This is a genomic window from Nocardia sp. NPDC005366 (assembly GCF_040606855.1).
Classification (GTDB): domain Bacteria; phylum Actinomycetota; class Actinomycetes; order Mycobacteriales; family Mycobacteriaceae; genus Nocardia.
This window is the reverse complement of the sequence record NZ_JBEXFQ010000007.1, coordinates 106,280-123,878: the sequence shown is the minus strand read 5'-3', so window position 1 is coordinate 123,878 and position 17,599 is coordinate 106,280. Positions and strand designations below refer to the sequence as shown.

Here is a 17,599-nt window from a genome sequence, read left to right as displayed (position 1 = left end):
CATTCGCTGTCGGCCGTCCGGATGAAAGGTCGAGTCGATGCGAAATGTCCGCTGGAAACGTAGGCCCGGTAACTCGACGGCCCCGGGCGCGTGGGCGAGGAGGGTCGCGTCGGGGGTGGCGCTGGCGCTGCTGCTACCACTCGGGGTGACCGCGGTGGGTAACGGCGCGGCGGCGTCGGCGGCCTTCGACCCCGCGGCCTTCGACTTCTGGGTCGACTCCGGGATGGGCCCGATCAAGAGCCGGATCCTGCGCGCCGCGGACGGCAACACCAACCGGGTGGTCTACGTGCTCGACGGTCAGCGCGCCCCCGAAACGCTCAGCGGGTGGGAAATCGAGACCAACGTTCCCGCGGCCCTGGCGAGCTGGAATATCAACGTGGTCATGCCGGTCGGCGGTATGTCCAGTTTCTACGCCGATTGGAACGCGCCGAGTTCGTTCTTCGGCGTACCGCCGGGGACGGGTTCCACCACTGGTTCCGGTGGCCTCGACGGATTCGCGGCGGGTCCGGGTAAGAGCTACCGGTACCAGTGGGAATCCTTCCTGACCGGAGATCTGCGGAACGCCCTGCGCGACCGGCTCGGCTTCAACCCGAATCGCAATGGCGTCTTCGGTCTGTCGATGGGCGGAAGCGCCGCGCTGACGCTGGCGGCCTACCACCCGGACCAGTTCAGCTTCGCCGGCGCGTACTCCGGCTACCTGAACATCTCGGCCCCCGGTATGCGCGAGGCCATCCGCGTGGCGATGCTCGACGCGGGCGGTTACAACGTGGATTCGATGGCGCCGCCGTGGGGTCCGCAGTGGCTGCGGATGGATCCGTTCGTCTTCGCGCCCAATCTGGTTCGCAACGGCACCCGACTGTGGATCGCCGCGGCGAGCGGGCTGCCCACCGCCGTCGACCCGCCGAGTTTCAACACGCTCAACGGTATGGGCCTGGAAGCGCTCGCCTTGGCGAATACCCGCGCCTTCCAGGTCAGGATGACGACGCTGGGCGGCGGCAACGCGGTGTACGACTTTCCCGCCTTCGGCATCCATAACTGGATCAACTGGCAGGACGTGGCCTACCGGATGATCCCCGATCTCTCGGCCAATATCGGGTAGCTGCCCGACATTCGGTCCGTTCTCACACTCGCGGTCGAATGTTCACCGAAAAGTCGCTGACACGGAATTCTGTTCCGGCGGTGGTGAATTCGCCACCGCCACCCAGTTCTCCTGGCAAATATCTGGTTTCTATGACGAACCGCATCGTTCCGTGTTTCCCGGGCCGATACCGGATAACCGCCATGACAAGTGCGGTACGTGATCGGCGACGGTATCGGCGATCTTGTGCTCGATGGTTGCGCTCGATGGTGATCGCACGGCGAAAGCCGCGAATCGATGCGTTCTCGTATCGTGCGCGGAAAAGTTGCCCTCCGCCGTGTGGCCACGGGCTCGCCCTGGCTCTGACACTGCCGCTCGGCGTCACGGCCGTCGGTATCGACGGCCCACGCGCCCGAAATGATCTCAGCGGCTGGGAGATCGATACCGAGATATCGCGGGTGCTGCCCGAGTGGAACATCAACGTGGGTGACGCAGGTCGGCGGGCAATCCAGCTTCCATTCGGACCGGGGCGCGCCGAGTAATACCAATGGTCAGCGGACCGCCTATGCCTGGGAAACGTTGCTCATCGAGAACTCGCTGGCGCTACGCGATCGGCTGCAATGCATCCGGTAATGGCGTATTCGAGCCGGCAGCACCGCACTCACGTTCGCCGCCTATCAACCGACCAATTCGGCTACGCCGGTTCGTATTCGGGATACCGGAAATATCTCCGCGCCGGTATGCGCGAAGGACTGCACCGGCACCGCTCGATGCGGGCGGGTTCTATATCGACGCCATGTGGGTCCACCACGGGATCCGCGGTGCTTGCGTAACGATCCGTTCATGTTCGCGCCGTCCAGGCCAGGAGCGACAGTATCGGCGGCGCGAATGCCGTATTCGACTGCACATCTGTCGGCGTGCACTGCTGGCGCTACCGGGAAGATCGGGTTTACGCGACGCTTCCCGATATGAGCGTTCACCTGGGATGAGTAACGAATTCGGACATCCGGGACGACATCACCGGATGAACGCGGTAGTGTCACCGGACCATCACAGATTGTGTTCGGGCGGATTTCGGCCACCAGGGATACCTCGGCCTTGCTAAGGATTCCAGTGTCGAATATCCTCCTGCGAGCGCAAGTGTGACCAGATCGTTGTAGCGCTGCCATAAAGTGCCGGCATGTCGGGGTCCGGCTCCGATGTGGCGTGTGTCTCATCGGCAGCACGGGGTGTTGCCCAGGCCCGCACGGGTTAGGGCGACGCCACAACAGCAGAAAGAGAGCAGAATTCATGCGTTTCGGCAGGGCCGCCGCGCCGAAGATAGTCGCGCCGGGCAGGCGAGGCGAACCTCGCGGTTGGCGTAATCGAATTCTGGCTGTCGGTGCCGCTGCGTTAGCGCTACCGATTGCCGCCGGAGTGGCGACCCCGACCGTCGCAGTCGCCGCTCCCGTCTCCGCCCCGGTGCTCCGCGCACCGGCGGGCGGCCAAGAAGACCTGATGGTCCCGTCCGCGATGGGTCCGATCAAGGTGCAGGTCCAGTGGGCATCGCGTGGCGGTAGCGCCGCGCTGTACCTGCTCGACGGCCTGCGCGCACGCGACGACCGCAACGCGTGGTCGTTCGAGACCAACGCCTTGCAGCAGTTCGCCAATGACAACATCACCCTGGTGATGCCGGTCGGTGGACAGTCGAGCTTCTACACCGACTGGGTCTCCCCGAGCAACACCAACGGTCAGAAGACCACCTACAAGTGGGAGACCTTCCTCACCAGGGAACTCCCGAACTTCCTGGCGAACTATGGCGTCTCGAAGACCAATAACGCGGTCGCCGGTCTGTCCATGGGCGGTAGTGCCGCACTGGCGCTGGCCGCGTACCACCGGGATCAGTTCAAGCACGCCTCCTCGTTCTCCGGCTACCTGAACATCTCCGCGCCGGGTATGCGCGAGGCGATCCGCGTCGCGATGCTGGACGCGGGCCGCTACAACGTGGACTCGATGGCCGCGCCGTGGAGCCCGGCGTGGTTGCGCATGGACCCGTTCGTCTTCGCGCCGCAGCTGAAGGGTCTGCCGATGTACATCTCGGCGGCCAGCGGCCTGCCGGGGCAGTTCGATCGCCCGGCTTCGGCGGTCGGTGTGTTCAACACCGGTAACGCGATGGCGCTGGAAGCGCTGTCGCTGGTCAACACCCGCGCGTTCCAGGTCCGCCTGAGCTCGCTGAACATTCCGGCGTACTTCGAGTTCCCGGCTTCGGGCACGCACTCGTGGAAGTACTGGGAAGGCCAGCTCTTCAACGCTCGCAAGGGAATCCTGGACGCCACCGGCGGCTGGTGACCACAGAGCACCGAGACAACGGCGCCACCCCCTCGTTCGCGAGGGTGGTGGCGCCGTTTCTTCGTGTGCCGACCGGCGTTCGAATATTGCGTCGCGACAACCGCTTTCGCGACGCGTCTGATAGCTGACGAGGTGCTGAACAACCCTTATCGCGGCGCGAGAATCCGGCGATTCCGGCATCGTCGCACGTGAGAAAGTTGGATAACGGCTGAAAGAGGATTAGCTCGCTATCCGCGCGTCATCCCGGGAACGGGCCACCGACCGGGGTAGAAAGCATCGGTGGCAGGGAAGACGCGTGGCGGAACAGGGATGCGGGGTCGGTGCGACAGACGCACGGCCCGTCATCGGCTCGCTCTGCTCGCCACCGCGCTCGTACTCCCGCTCACCGCCGCGGTCACCGAGCATCCCGTGCCCGCCGCCGCGCAACCCGCGTCGGCACCGGCCGAGGCGACGGTGCAGAAGGCGGTGTGGTTGGGCGATCGCCGGGTGGCGCTGTGGGTGTACTCACCGTCGATGGCGACCCCGGTCCAGGTGCAGTTACTGCTCGCAAGGGATTGGAACAGCCGCCCCGACGCGCGTTTCCCGGTCTTGTTCATGCTCGACGGACTGCGCGCGACCGACGACGAGAGCGGCTGGACCAAAGACGCGGGGGCCCAGGATTTCTACGCGGACAAGAATGTCACCGTGGCGCTGCCGATCGGCGGCCAGGCCAGTTTCTACTCCGATTGGCTGCAGCCCGACAACGGCAAGAAGTACATGTGGGAGACCTTCCTGACCAAGGAACTCCCGGAACTGCTGGAAAACCAGTGGCGGGCCACCGAGACGCGCGGCATGGAAGGCCTGTCCATGGGCGGCACCGCCGCCATGTTCCTCGCGGGCCGCAATCCCGACTTCGTCCGATACGCCGCCTCCTACTCCGGATTCCTCACCACCACCACCCTCGGCATGCCGCAGGCCATCGAGTTCGCCATGCGCGATGCCGGCGGATTCGATTCGGCCGCGATGTGGGGGCCGCCGACCAGCTCGGAATGGGAAGCGCACGATCCGTACGCGCTGGCCGACAAGCTGAAGGGCATCAGCCTCTACATCTCCAGCGGCAGCGGGACGACCGGCGCGTTCGACCAGGCCGCGGGCATCCCCGGAGTGAGCACCAATTACGCGGGGATGGGTCTGGAGATCCTGTCGAGGTTGACCTCCCAGAACTTCGTCACCAAATTGACCAAACTCGCCATCCCGGCTCAGGTGAACTACCGGCAGTCCGGCACCCATTCATGGCCGTACTGGGATTTCGAGATGCGCCAGTCCTGGCCGACCGCCGCCGCGGCGCTGGGAGTCGACCCGGGTAAACCGCCGTGCGCGGCGAGCGGCGCGATCGCGGCGACGGTGACCGATAACGGCTGGCTCGGAGAATGCCTCACCGGCGAATACCCGGTGCCGGGCGGCCTCGCCCAGGATTTCCTGCACGGCCGCGTCTTCTACTCGCAGGACGCGGGCGCGTATCCGGTCGGCGGCTTTATCGGCGGCGGCTACCAGGCCGCGATGGGCCCCGCGGGCGCGCTCGGTCTGCCGATCGGAGCCGAATCCGCGTTACCGGACGGGCGCGGCCGGTTCCAGCTCTTCCAGCACGGTTCGCTCTACTGGACCCCGCAGACCGGCGCGCAGGTGGTGCGCGGCGCGATCCTGGAGGAGTGGGGCAGGCAGGGATTCGAGCGCGGACCGGCCGGTTACCCCAGCGCGCCCGAGGCGAAGACGCCGAGCAGGGACGGTGTCGTCCAGGCTTTCGAAGGCGGGCCCTTCTACTACAGCGGGCAGACCGGCGCGCACCGGGTGCAGGGGCTGATCCTGGGCAAGTACGCCGAGCTCGGCTACGAGAACAGCGCGCTCGGCTTCCCGGTGGCCGAGGAAGCGCCGCTGAAGGATTTCGGCGTCTACACCCGCTTCGAAGGCGGCAATATCTACTGGAGCCCGCTGTCCGGCGCCTGGCCGGTGCGATCCGGTCCCGTCATGGACGCCTGGAAAGCCGCCGGTTACGAGAACGGCAAATTGGGTTATCCCATCGGTGATGAGTTCCAGATCCCCGGCGGGATACAGCAGAACTTTCAGGCCGGATTCGTCACCGTGCGTGACGGGAGGCCCGAAGTCAACGGTCTGTAGTTCGCACCGGTCTGTTCACATCGCATATGTAGCGCCGGCGGCGCTACGAATCGGACACAGCTACCCTGGGGGCGACCGCGTCCCCTGTGAACAGATCGAGGATACGAATTCATGCATCGGACCCGTGGAAAGGTTGTCGGCGTTGCCCTCGCGATCGCTGCCACCGGCCTGCTCGCCGCGTGTGGCGATAACGACTCGACCGCGTCCAGCACGCCGACGCTGACCAACACCACGACGGCCGCCCCGTCGAGCGCCCCGACCTCGGCCGCGGCGGGCAGCACGCAGCCGCAATCGCCCACGTCGGAGACCGCGCCGCAGGCCACCGAGACCGAAACGGCGGTTCCCGAGCGTCCGCAGCCGGTGCCCAACGAGGCCCCGCCCCAGGACACGTCGAATCTCAGCGACAAGGACCGTAAGTTCCTCGATGCGCTCAAAGCCAAGGGCATCACCCCGGCCAGCTCCGATATCGCGCTGAGTATCGGCGCCTACGTCTGCCAGGGTGTCGCGGCGGGGGCTTCGGAGGCCGATCTGACGACCTTCGTCAACGCGATGGCCGGTTCGGATCCGTCCTTCGATCCATCGAAGATGCCCGTCGAGACGGCGGGCAAGATCTACATCGATACGGCTGAGCAGACGTATTGCCAGTGAGTGCGCGTCGCGGCCCCACCGCCCGCCGGTCCCGACCGGCGGGATGTCTGACGTTGCTCGGCGGTGTCGCGCTGATCATCGCGATCGCCGTGCTGGCCTGGTACATGCTGGCGGGCTGCGGGCGCGCGCCCAAGCCTCCAGGGCCGAAACCGCCGGAGCGGGCGACCTCGCAGCCCGCGTGGTGCCCGGATGTGCAGATGGTCTCGGTACCCGGGACGTGGGAATCCAGCACCGGCGACGATCCCTACAATCCGACCGCGAATCCGGCATCGCTGATGTTGAACATCTCCAACCCGGTGCGCCAGCAGTTCCCCTCCGGGCGAGTCGAGGTCTACACCGTCCCGTACGTCGCGCAATTCTCCAATCCCGTCGCCATACCCCCGGACGGCCAGCAGTCCTACAACAACAGCAGGGCCGAGGGCGCGCAGCGGATGGTCGATTTCATGGCCGAGCGCACGAAGCAGTGTCCGCTGACCACCTATGTGATCGCAGGCTTCTCCCAGGGCGCGGTGATCGCGGGGGATATCGCCAACCTGATCGGCGCGGGGAAGGGACCGGTCTCGGCCGATCTCGTCCTCGGTGTGGCCCTGCTCGCCGACGGCAGGCGCACCGGTGACACCGGAAAGGGCGAGGCCACCCAGATCGGCACCCCGCCGTCGGGGGTCGGCGCGGAAATCGCCTTGAACGGCCTGAAGGTGCCCGGCATCACGATGACCGGGCCCCGCGCGGGCGGTTTCGGCACACTGGCCGACCGCACGTATACCATCTGCGCGCCGGGTGATCTGATCTGTGATTCACCACGACAGGCGTTGACTCCGGTCAATTTCGTCGGCAGTGTCCTCTCGCTGGTGCGCGCGGCGGGTAATCCGGTGCACAGTCTGTACAACGGTTTCGTCATCGATCAGAACGGCACGACCGCCACCCAGTGGACGGCGGCGTGGGCCGCGGATCTGATCGAGAAGGCGCCTCACCCGGCGCATTCGTGACGTCGCACAGTCCCGACACCGGTGGCCGGTGGGAAGACATCGGCTGCCGCGACAACCGTACTGCGGTTCGTCCGCACGTTGTAAAGTGCGCTGATGATCGCGACGCCGGTAGCCGTTTTCACCCTCGGCACGCCGGGCGCCGTGGTGGTTCAGCGGCGATCACCCCCGCGGTGATCGAGGAACGCACACCGACAGCCAGGAGCACGAGTTCATGACACAAACCGCCGCACCGGTCGCCTCGGCAGGCGCCGGGTCGACCGCGCAGGGGGTTCCGCTGCGTCCTTTCCGCTTCGCGGCCGCGGGCGAAGGGAATAAGCAGGAGGGTGGAGCCCGCAAGTTCATCCAGACCGCGCAGCAGGCCGAGGAGTACGGATTCGACACCTTCGTCGTACCCGATCACCTGGGTGACCAGATCGGGCCGATCGCCGCGCTCGGCGCGCTGACCCAGGCCACCGAACGCATCCGGCTCGGCACCTCGGTGCTCGCCAACGGCTTCCGGCATCCGGTCGTGCTCGCCAAGGATCTGGCCACCATCGACGTGCTGTCCAAGGGCCGCCTCGAGGTCGGCCTCGGCGCGGGCTGGAAACAGGACGAGTACCAGGCCGCCGGGCTGACCTACGATTCGCCGGGAATCCGGCTGGCGAAGCTGGACGAGGCGCTGACCATCCTCGACGTGCTGCTGCGCGGCCAGGAGTGCACCTTCGAGGGCAAGTACTACCAGGTGCACGGCATCAAGGGCACGCCGCGCCCGCGCCAGGGTCCACGCCCGCCGATCTGTACCGGCGGCGGCGGCCCGAAGATGCTGCGGCTGGCGGCCAAGCACGCCGATATCATCTCGGTCGTGCCCGTCACCACCAAGACCGGCAAGGGTCTGCTGTCCGGCATCACCCTCGAGAAGACCATCGAGAAGGTCGAACTCATCAAGGAGGCGGCGGGCGATCGCTTCGCCGATATCGAACTCAACTGGGCGATCACGGCCATCGTCATCACCGATGATCGTGAGAAGACCGCCGAGATGGCGCTGTCGGCGCTCGACCGCGGTCTGCACCCTGATCTCGAGGTCGATGTGAAGCTCTCCGTCGAGGACATCCTCGCCTCGCCGTACGTGGCGATCGGGACATTCGAGGAGATCGCCGACCAGCTCCGACGTGTGCGCCAACTCACCTCGATGTCGTATGTCGGGGTATTTCCCACCCAGATGGATGCTTTCGCGCCGGTTATCCCCATGCTGCGAGATGAGTGAGCCACTCTTCTCTGTAACATAACTCTGGTTTGAGTACATCTAGCCGATAGCGGTCACCGCGCAGACCGCACGAAAATCTGCAGGTTGGCTCTCCCTACATTTAGAGCACCCGCGGGCGAAAGCGAGTCGGGGCCTCACAGGTAACAGCGGCGATCACGCCGTATTGCTGCGTGTGCCTCGGAGGAGAAGGAATGGACGAGACTTTCGACGACTACCTGGACGAAACCGGGAACATCCGTATTCCCGAGGATCACACCCTGGTCGATCACGTCGAGAAGCACACCAGAAATGACGCGAACACGCTGGCGTATCGCTACATCGACTATTCGCGGGAACGCGACGGTGAGGTACAGGAGCTGACGTGGCGGGAGTTCGGGGTTCGGCTGCGCGCGGTGGCCGCTCGTCTGCAGCAGGTGACCAAGCGGGGCGACCGGGTCGCGATCCTGGCCCCGCAGGGCCTCGACTACGTGATCTCCTTCTTCGCCGCGATCTACGCCGGCTGCATCTCGGTGCCGCTTTTCGATCCGGATGAGCCGGGGCATACCGATCGGCTGCACGCCGTCCTCGGTGACTGCACGCCATCGGCGATCCTCACCGCGAGCACGTCGGCGGCGGGGGTGCGCCAGTTCTTCCGTGCGTTGCCCGCCGCGCAGCGCCCGCGCATCATCGCCGTCGACGCGATCCCGGACAGCGTCGGGGAGACCTGGGTTCGCCCGGATATCAAGATCGACGACATCGCCTACCTGCAGTACACCTCGGGTTCGACCCGGGTGCCCGCCGGTGTCGAGATCACCCACCGCGCGGTCGCGACCAACCTGCTGCAGATGGTCGAGGCGATCAACCTCGACTGGAATTCGCGCGGCGTGACCTGGCTGCCGTTGTTCCACGACATGGGCCTGCTCACGGTGATCCTGCCCGCGGTCGGCGGCAAGTACATCACCATCATGTCGCCCAGTGCCTTCGTCCGGCGTCCCTACCGCTGGATCAAGGAATTGGCGGCTGTCTCCGACGGCGCGGGCACCTTCGCCGCCGCGCCGAACTTCGCCTTCGAACACGCCGCGGCCCGCGGTCTGCCGAAGAACGGCGAGACGCTGGATCTGTCGAACGTCATCGGCCTGATCAACGGCAGTGAACCGGTCACCACCTCCTCGATGAAGAAATTCAACGAGGCGTTCGCGCCCTACGGCCTGCCGAAGACCGCGATCAAGCCCTGCTACGGCATGGCCGAGGCGACGCTGTTCGTCTCCGCGACCAAGGCCGAGGACGAGGCCAAGGTCGTCTACGTCGACCGCAACGAACTCAACGCCGGTCGGATGGTGAAGGTCGATCAGGGCGCGCCGAATTCGATCGCCCAGGTTTCCTGCGGCTATATCGCGCTGTCGCAGTGGGCCGTGATCGTGGATCCGGAGACGGTGGAAGCCGACGGCGGCCACGAACTGCCCGACGGCCGGGTCGGCGAGATCTGGCTGCACGGCAACAACATGGGCATCGGGTACTGGGGTCGTGAGGAAGAGACCACCAAGACCTTCCGCAACAAGATCAGCCAGCGGGTCGCCGAAGGCAGCCACGCCGAGGGCACCGAGTCCGACGCGAACTGGATGCGCACCGGCGATTACGGCGTGTACTTCGAAGGCGAGCTCTATATCACCGGCCGCGTGAAGGATCTGGTGATCGTGGACGGCCGCAACCACTACCCGCAGGATCTGGAGTTCTCCGCACAGGAGGCGAGCACCGCGCTGCGCCCCGGTTTCGTCGCGGCGTTCTCGGTGCCCGCGAATCAGCTGCCCGGCGAGGTTTTCGAACAGGGCAGTCATTCCGGCCTGAAATTCGATGTCGACGACGCTTCCGAGCAGTTGGTCATCGTGGGTGAACGCGGACCTGGCGCGGGTAAGGCCGATCCACTGCCGATCGCCGACGCGGTACGCGCGGCGGTATCGCAACGGCACGGTGTGACCGTGCGCGATGTGCTGCTGGTTCCCGCGGGTTCGATTCCGCGTACCTCCAGCGGCAAGATCGCGCGGCGGGCCTGCAAGACCGCATATCTGGAGGGAACGCTGCGGGGTGGTTACACCCAGCAGGCTTTCCCCGATGCACCGGAAGAGTAGCCACTCGCGATTGCTCGATATCGCTCGACCAGACACCGAGCGTCAATTTGGCGGCGCGCCCGGTACGCAGACAGGTAGCTTGAGGAATTGATGGCTGACAACGAGGGCACCACACCGACGACCGATCCCGCCGAATCGGAGGACGCTGTCGTTTCCTCCGAGCTCGCGGCCTCCGATGCCGCGCCGAAAGGCGCGGCGATCACCGATATGTCGGTGACGGAATTGCGAGAGTGGTTGCGGCGCTGGGTTGCCGATGCGACCGGTCAGGCGATCGAGCAGATCACCGTCGACCGGCCGATGGAGGAATTCGGGCTCGCCTCGCGCGATGCCCTCGCCCTCGGCGGTGATATCGAGGAATTGACCGGCGTCGTCCTCACGGCGACGGTCGTCTACCAGCATCCGACCATCGCCTCGCTGGCCGAGCGGATCATCAACGGCGAGCCGGAGGTGCGGGAGGAGTCCGGCGACGACGCCTTCTACGCCGGGTACACCCCCGGCGCGGCCCACGACATCGCGATCGTGGGCCTGTCGACCCGGCTGCCCGGCGCGGGCGACACCCCCGAGTCGACCTGGGAATTCCTGATCGGCGGCGGCGACGGGATTCGCGAACGGCCGGAGGGGCGCTGGGAGGAATTCACCAGCGACCCGGCGGTGGCGCAGGCCGTGGCCGAGGGCAACACCCTCGGCGGCTACCTTGACCAGGAGGTGGTCAAGGGTTTCGACGCGGAATTCTTCGCCATGTCGCCGATCGAGGTCGAGCGGGTCGATCCGCAGCAGCGCCTCATGATGGAACTCACCTGGGAGGCTTTGGAGCACGCCAGAATTCCCGCGAGCGAGCTGCGCGGTGAATCGGTCGGCATCTTCATCGGTTCCTCCAGCAACGATTTCCAACTGCTCGCCGCCCTCGGACTCGGCGACCCCGATCCGTCGGTGCCCGCCTCCGCCGAGGCGTACGCGATCATGGGCAGCGTCTCCAGCATCATCCCGAACCGGGTGTCCTACTTCTACGATTTCCGCGGCCCGTCGGTGGCGGTCGACACGGCCTGCTCGTCGAGCCTGGTCGCGGTGCATCAGGCCGTACGCGCACTGCGCGACGGCGACGCCGATCTGGCGCTGGCGGGCGGCGTGAACATGCTCCTGGCGCCGCTGGCGACGCTCGGTTTCGACAAGAACGGCGGTGTCGCGAAGAACGGACGCATCAAGGCGTTCTCTTCCGATGCCGACGGCATGGTGCGTTCCGAGGGCGGAGGTCTCGTTGTACTCAAGCGCCTCGCCGACGCCGAACGCGACGGCGACCGGATTCTCGCGGTGATCAAGGGTTCCGCGGTGAACAACGACGGCAGGTCCAACGGACTGCTCGCCCCGAATCCGGACGCCCAGGCCGACGTGCTGCGCCGCGCCTACCGCGACGCGGGGATCAAACCGTCCTCGGTGGACTACATCGAGGCGCACGGAACCGGAACCCTGATCGGCGATCCGATCGAGGCGGACGCGCTCGGCCGCGTCGTCGGTCGCGGTCGCGACGAGGACAAGCCCGCGCTGCTCGGTTCGGCCAAGACCAATTTCGGTCATCTGGAATCCGGTGCGGGCGCGGCCGGTCTCGCCAAGGTGATCATGGCGTTCCAGCACAATGTGCTGCCCGCGACTATGAATTTCGCGGGCCCCAACCCCTACATCCCGTTCGAGCAGGCGCATCTGAAGGTGGTCGAGGCCCCGACCGAATTCCCGCGCTACAGCGGCACCGCGACTGTCGGCATCTCCGGTTTCGGCTTCGGCGGCACCAACGCGCACGTCGTGCTCCAGGAATATGTGCCGGCCGCTACCACGCAGGCCGCGCCGCTCGCCGAGGACCTCGACAACGAGACCACCGACGTGATCGCCGAGGCGGTCGAGATCGTCGCCGAAAGCTCCGCGGACGACGCTACCGAAACCGAGTGGTCGCGGGATCGGTCCGAGCCGCTGCCGGTGATCCTGGCCGTCTCCGGGTACCTGCCCTCACGCCGCCGCCGTGCCGCCGCCGAACTCGCCGATTGGCTCGAGTCCGACGCGGGCCGCGATGTGCCGCTGGAGGATGTGGCGCGATCGCTGGCCAAGCGCAGCCATTGGCGTTCGCGCGGTGTGGTGCTCGCCAAGACGCACGAGGAGGCCGTCGCCGGTCTGCGTGCCATCGCCGCGGGTAAACCGGGTACCGGCGTATTCACCGCGGACGCCCCGGCCGTGCAGGCGCCGATCTGGGTGCTGGCCGGTTTCGGCGCGCAGCACCGCAAGATGGGTAAACAGCTCTACCGGGAGAATTCGATCTTCCGCCGGGCCGTCGACGAGGTCGACGAACTGGTGCAGGACGAGGCGGGGTATTCGATCCGCGAGATGATCTTGGACGACGAACAGGACTACAACGTCGGCACCTCGCAGGTCGGCATCTTCACCATCCAGGTCGGTCTGGCCGCGGTACTGCGCGCCCACGGTGCGGAACCCGATGCGGTGGTGGGGCATTCGATGGGCGAGGTGGCCGGTGCGTATATCGCCGGTGGTCTCACCCTCGAGGATGCGGTGCGTGTCATCTGCGCCCGTTCGCGCCTGATGGGCGAGGGCGAGGCGATGATCTCCGACGCCGACGTGCGCAATATGGCGCTGGTCGAACTCGGTGTCGCCGATGTCGAGAAGCTGCTGCCGGACTACCCGGATGTCGAGATGGCCGTTTTCGCGGCGCCGACGAATACCGTGATCGGCGGCCCGCAGGATCAGGTCGCGGCGATCGTCGCGCAGGTCGAGGCGGCGGGCAAATTCGCCAGGGTGCTGCAGACCAGGGGCGCGGGACACACCTCGCAGATGGACCCGTTGCTCGGCGAATTGGCCGCTGAGCTCGCCGGAATCGAGCCGACGAAGCTGAAGACCGGTCTGTACTCGACGGTGCACAAGGAAGAGTTCTACCGTTCCGGACACGACCCGATCCACGACGAGGACTACTGGGTCAAGAACATGCGCCACGCGGTGTACTTCACCAACGCGGTGAAACTCGCGGTGGATTCCGGGCACACCACCTTCCTCGAGCTCGCCCCGAATTCGGTGGCGCTGATGCAGGTGCTCGGCACCACCTTCGCCGCCGGGGTGCACGACGCCCAGCTGATCCCGACGCTCAAGCGCAAAGAGGACGAGTCGGCCGGTGTGATCGGCGCGCTGGCCCAGCTGTACGTGCACGGGCACCGGGTCGATCTGAGTTCGCTACTGCCCGAGGGCGAGTACGCGGACGTCCCGCGTACTGTCTTCCTGCGCAAGCAGTTCTGGCCCAAGGTGCGGTTGAATTCCGGCGGCGGCAATGCCAAGAAGCCGGGTGCGCATGTCTCGCTGCCCGACGGACGCCACGTCTGGGAGGTGCAGGCGGGGGCCGTCACCGATCTGTCCGACTTGGCGAAATCGGCTGCGGCGCAGGTACTCGGCGAGGTTTCGCTCGGTATTTCGGTACCCCACGCGGCGGCACCCGCGACCGGAACCCTGACCACCACGTTGACGCCGTATCCGGGCGGCGGCGCGGTCCAGGTGCACGCCAAGGAAGGTTCGTCGTTCCGGCTGCTGTTCGAGGGCACCGTCGCCTCCGGGGCCCCGCTGCCGGAAATCACGGTAGCCCAGCCGGTTCCGGCCGAGGCAGTCACGACCGCGAGCACCGAGGTCGCCGAAATCGCCGGGGCTGTCGAGAACTTCGGTGATCGCTGGGATCCGAACGGTTCCCAGACCATCGAGGAGCGGCTGGCGCTGATCGTCGCCGAATCGATGGGGTATGCCGTCGAGGATCTTCCGATGGAGATCCCGCTGATGGAACTCGGCCTCGATTCGCTGATGGCCATGCGCATCAAGAATCGCGTCGAATACGAATTCGACATCCCGCAGTTGCAGATGCAGGCCGTACGCGACGCCAACCTCAGCGAGGTCGGCAAGGTGCTGCGCTATGCCATCGAGCATCGCGACGAGGTGCGCGAGATCGCCGAGAAGCAGGCCGCGGGCGAGGATATCGCGGTCGACGGCGGTTTCGTCGCCGCCGCCCGTGCCGCGCTGGCCGCCGGTGAGGATCCGTCCGCGCTGGCGAAAGCCGCCGCCGAAACCGGTGTGCCACTGGCTGCCGAGAACACTTCGGTGGCAGCCGAGGCCGAAGTTGTTGTCGCCGAGGCGGAAGCGAAGGCCGGGATCTCGGAGACCGACGCACCGACTTCGTCCGAACAGCTCGCCGCCGCGCAGGACGCGGCGATCGAACGGGCGCTCGACGTTCAGGACACCACTGCCGTCGGCGCGGCCGAGGCGATTGTCGCCCAAGCCGATTCGGCTCCTGCCGCGATCTTCGGCGGCGCACCCGCCGTCGAGGATGACGACGTACCCCCGCGCGACGCCGCCGAGCGGTTGGTCTTCGGCACCTGGGCGAACGTGACAGGTAAGTCGGCGGGCGGCATCTTCAACACCCTCCCGATCCTCGAGGAGGAGATCGCGGAGAAGTTGGCGCAGCGGCTCACCGAGCGGGTGAAGGCCGAGGTCACCGTCGACGACGTGCTCGACTGCGAGACCATCGAGCAGTTGGCCGATATCGTGCGCGATCTGCAGAACAGCGGTGCCGACGTCGACGGGTTCGTGCGTCCGTTGCGGGCGCGCATCGATGGCTCGAACGCGGTGCCGGTCTTCGTATTCCACCCCTCGGGCGGCAATACGCTGGTCTACGAACCGCTGTTGCGGCGACTGCCGAACGACACCCCGATGTACGGCTTCGAACGCGTCGAGGGCGATATCGAGTCGCGGGCGCGTCAGTACCTGCCCGAATTACGCAAGATCCAGGGCAACGGGCCGTACGTGCTCTACGGCTGGTCGCTCGGCGCGGTATTCGCTCTGCAGGTCGCGCAGCTGCTGCGGGCAGAGGGCGCCGAAGTGAGCGTCGTCGGACTCATCGACCTGGCCATCCCGACCGAGGGCGAGGACAACAGCCCCGAAGAGCGGGTGCGCCGCATCGAGCGCTACCAGGTCTTCGCGAAGAAGACCTACGGCGTGCAGGGCGAACTCGATCGCGAACAGTTGGAGGAACTCGCGGCGGCCTCCGACGAAGAGCAATTCCAGATGATCAGCGATCTGATCAAGATCAGCGGCACCAAGATCCCCGGCGGTGTGCTCGAACACCAGCGCACCTCGTGGATCGAGAGCAGGCATCTCGCCAAGACCACGCCGTCGCATTACGACGGCCACGTGGTGCTCTACCTGGCTGATCGCTATCACGACGGCATGATCGAACTCGAGCCCCGCTTCGCCGAGCGCAAACCGAACGGCGGGTGGGACGAGTACCTGCCGAATCTCGAGGTCATTCATATAGCAGGCGATCACCTGCAGATTGTCGACGAGCCGCGCATCGGGAAGATCGGCGCCGACCTCACCGCGAAGCTCGTGGCAATCGAGGCGAAAGGCGCCAAGTGAGCACTACTGCCGAGAAGCTCGCCGATCTGCGTGAACGCCTCGAACTGGCGCAGGAACCGGCGGGGGCAGCGGGGGTGTCGAAGCGGGCGAAGAAGGGCATCACCAGCGCCCGCGACCGGATCAATATGCTGCTCGATCCCGGCACCTTCGTCGAAGTCGGTGCGCTGGTGCGTAAACCCGGTGATCCGTCCGCGCTCTACGGCGACGGCGTGGTCACCGGGCACGGGCTGGTCGAAGGTCGCCCGGTGGCGGTGTTCTCCCACGATCAGACCGTCTACGCCGGATCGGTCGGCGAGATGTTCGGCCGCAAGGTCGCCTACATCATGGAGTACGCCGCGAAGGTCGGCTGCCCGGTCGTCGGCATCAACGATTCCGGCGGCGCGCGGGTGCAGGAGGCGGTGACCTCGCTGGCCTGGTACGCCGAGCTGGGACGGCGCCAGGAACCGCTATCGGGGATGGTGCCGCAGATTTCGATGATTCTCGGCAAATGCGCGGGCGGCGCGGTGTACGCCCCGATCAACACCGATGTGGTGGTCGCGACCGAAGACGCGTACATGTTCGTCACCGGCCCCAAGGTGATTCGCGAGGTCACCGGCGAGGACGTCAGCCTGGAGGAACTCGGCGGCGCGCAGAGCCAGGCCGAGTACGGCAATATCCACCACGTCGCCAAGGACGAGATCGCGGCCTTCGAATGGGTGCGCCACTACCTCGGCTTTCTGCCGACCAGCTGCCAGGAACTGCCGCCGATAGTGAATCCGGGTATGGAACCGGAGATCACCGAATCCGATCTCGAACTGAATTCGATTGTGCCCGACTCGGATAACGCGGGCTACGACATGCACGACATCCTGCTCCGCATCTTCGATGACGGCGATTTCCACGAGGTCGGCGCGGCGGCGGGACGCAATATCGTCACCGGATTCGCCAGGGTCGACGGACGCAGCGTCGGCGTGGTGGCGAATCAGCCGATGGTGTACGCGGGTGCGCTCGACGCGCGCGCGTCCGATAAGGCCGCGCATTTCGTTCGCCTGTGCGACGCCTTCGAGATCCCGCTGGTGTTCGTGGTGGACACGCCCGGCTTCCTGCCCGGTGTCGAACAGGAGAAGATCGGCGTCATCAAACGCGGCGGCCGGTTCCTGTTCTCCTTCCTGGAGGCGTCGGTACCGAAGGTGACCGTGGTGATTCGCAAATCCTATGGCGGCGGCTACGCGGTCATGGGGTCCAAGCAGCTCGGCGCCGATGTGAATCTGGCCTGGCCGACCGCCCGCATCGCGGTGATGGGCGCGGAGAGCGCCGTCAGCCTGATCGGCGGCAAACAAATCGCGGCGGCCCCGGAAGAAGAGCGGGCGGCGGTCCGCAAACAGATGATCGACTTCTACAACGCGACCGTGGCGACGCCGTGGGTGGCGGCCGAACGCGGTTATATCGACGCCGTCATCGAGCCGTCGTCGACCCGTCTCGAGCTGCGGAAGGCGCTGCATCTGCTGCGGGACAAGAAGTTGTCGCGCAACCCCCGCAAACATCACCTGCTGCCACTCTGAGCGCGATCACGGCGACGGTCTCCCGATACCGGAATCGGGCCGCGACCCCGTGGGTAACGGCCCGATTCGTGTCC

At 66.2% G+C, this 17,599-nt stretch carries 10 protein-coding genes; all 10 read left to right on the top strand.

What is annotated here, in order from left to right; translation table 11 throughout:
• The first annotated feature begins 37 nt into the window (after positions 1-37).
• The 10 genes from ABZS43_RS10750 to ABZS43_RS10705 all read left to right on the top strand — a co-directional run bounded on the left by ABZS43_RS10750 (position 38) and on the right by ABZS43_RS10705 (position 17,525).
• Entirely contained in the window at positions 38-1,099 is a 1,062-nt protein-coding gene (locus tag ABZS43_RS10750) for an alpha/beta hydrolase family protein (protein ID WP_355035617.1), read from the top strand.
• A 465-nt stretch (positions 1,100-1,564) separates the two neighbouring features.
• On the top strand, positions 1,565-1,711 hold the full coding sequence (locus ABZS43_RS10745) for a hypothetical protein (RefSeq protein WP_355035616.1): 147 nt from the start codon (positions 1,565-1,567) through the stop codon (positions 1,709-1,711).
• A gap of 657 nt (positions 1,712-2,368) precedes the next feature.
• Positions 2,369-3,406, top strand: coding sequence for an alpha/beta hydrolase family protein (locus ABZS43_RS10740; protein WP_355035615.1), 1,038 nt, complete (start codon positions 2,369-2,371; stop codon positions 3,404-3,406).
• A 309-nt stretch (positions 3,407-3,715) separates the two neighbouring features.
• Entirely contained in the window at positions 3,716-5,560 is a 1,845-nt protein-coding gene (locus ABZS43_RS10735) for an alpha/beta hydrolase-fold protein (RefSeq protein WP_355035742.1), read from the top strand.
• 111 nt (positions 5,561-5,671) lie between these two features.
• Positions 5,672-6,208: a DUF732 domain-containing protein gene (locus ABZS43_RS10730; protein WP_355035614.1), complete on the top strand. Its 537-nt coding sequence runs from the start codon at positions 5,672-5,674 to the stop codon at positions 6,206-6,208.
• On the top strand, positions 6,205-7,194 hold the full coding sequence (locus ABZS43_RS10725) for a cutinase family protein (RefSeq protein WP_355035613.1): 990 nt from the start codon (positions 6,205-6,207) through the stop codon (positions 7,192-7,194). Before ABZS43_RS10730 ends, ABZS43_RS10725 begins: the two co-directional genes overlap by 4 nt.
• 211 nt (positions 7,195-7,405) lie before the next feature.
• Positions 7,406-8,437: an LLM class F420-dependent oxidoreductase gene (locus ABZS43_RS10720; protein WP_355035612.1), complete on the top strand. Its 1,032-nt coding sequence runs from the start codon at positions 7,406-7,408 to the stop codon at positions 8,435-8,437.
• A gap of 191 nt (positions 8,438-8,628) precedes the next feature.
• Positions 8,629-10,542 (top strand): long-chain-fatty-acid--AMP ligase FadD32, encoded by a 1,914-nt coding sequence (gene fadD32, locus ABZS43_RS10715; RefSeq protein WP_355035611.1) that lies wholly within the window; start codon positions 8,629-8,631, stop codon positions 10,540-10,542.
• Between the two features lie 90 nt (positions 10,543-10,632).
• Positions 10,633-15,984: a polyketide synthase Pks13 gene (pks13, locus tag ABZS43_RS10710; protein ID WP_355035610.1), complete on the top strand. Its 5,352-nt coding sequence runs from the start codon at positions 10,633-10,635 to the stop codon at positions 15,982-15,984.
• Positions 15,981-17,525 carry an acyl-CoA carboxylase subunit beta gene (locus tag ABZS43_RS10705; protein ID WP_355035609.1) on the top strand — a complete coding sequence of 515 codons (1,545 nt, stop codon included), beginning with the start codon at positions 15,981-15,983 and terminating at the stop codon, positions 17,523-17,525. Before pks13 ends, ABZS43_RS10705 begins: the two co-directional genes overlap by 4 nt.
• Positions 17,526-17,599 lie beyond the last annotated feature (74 nt).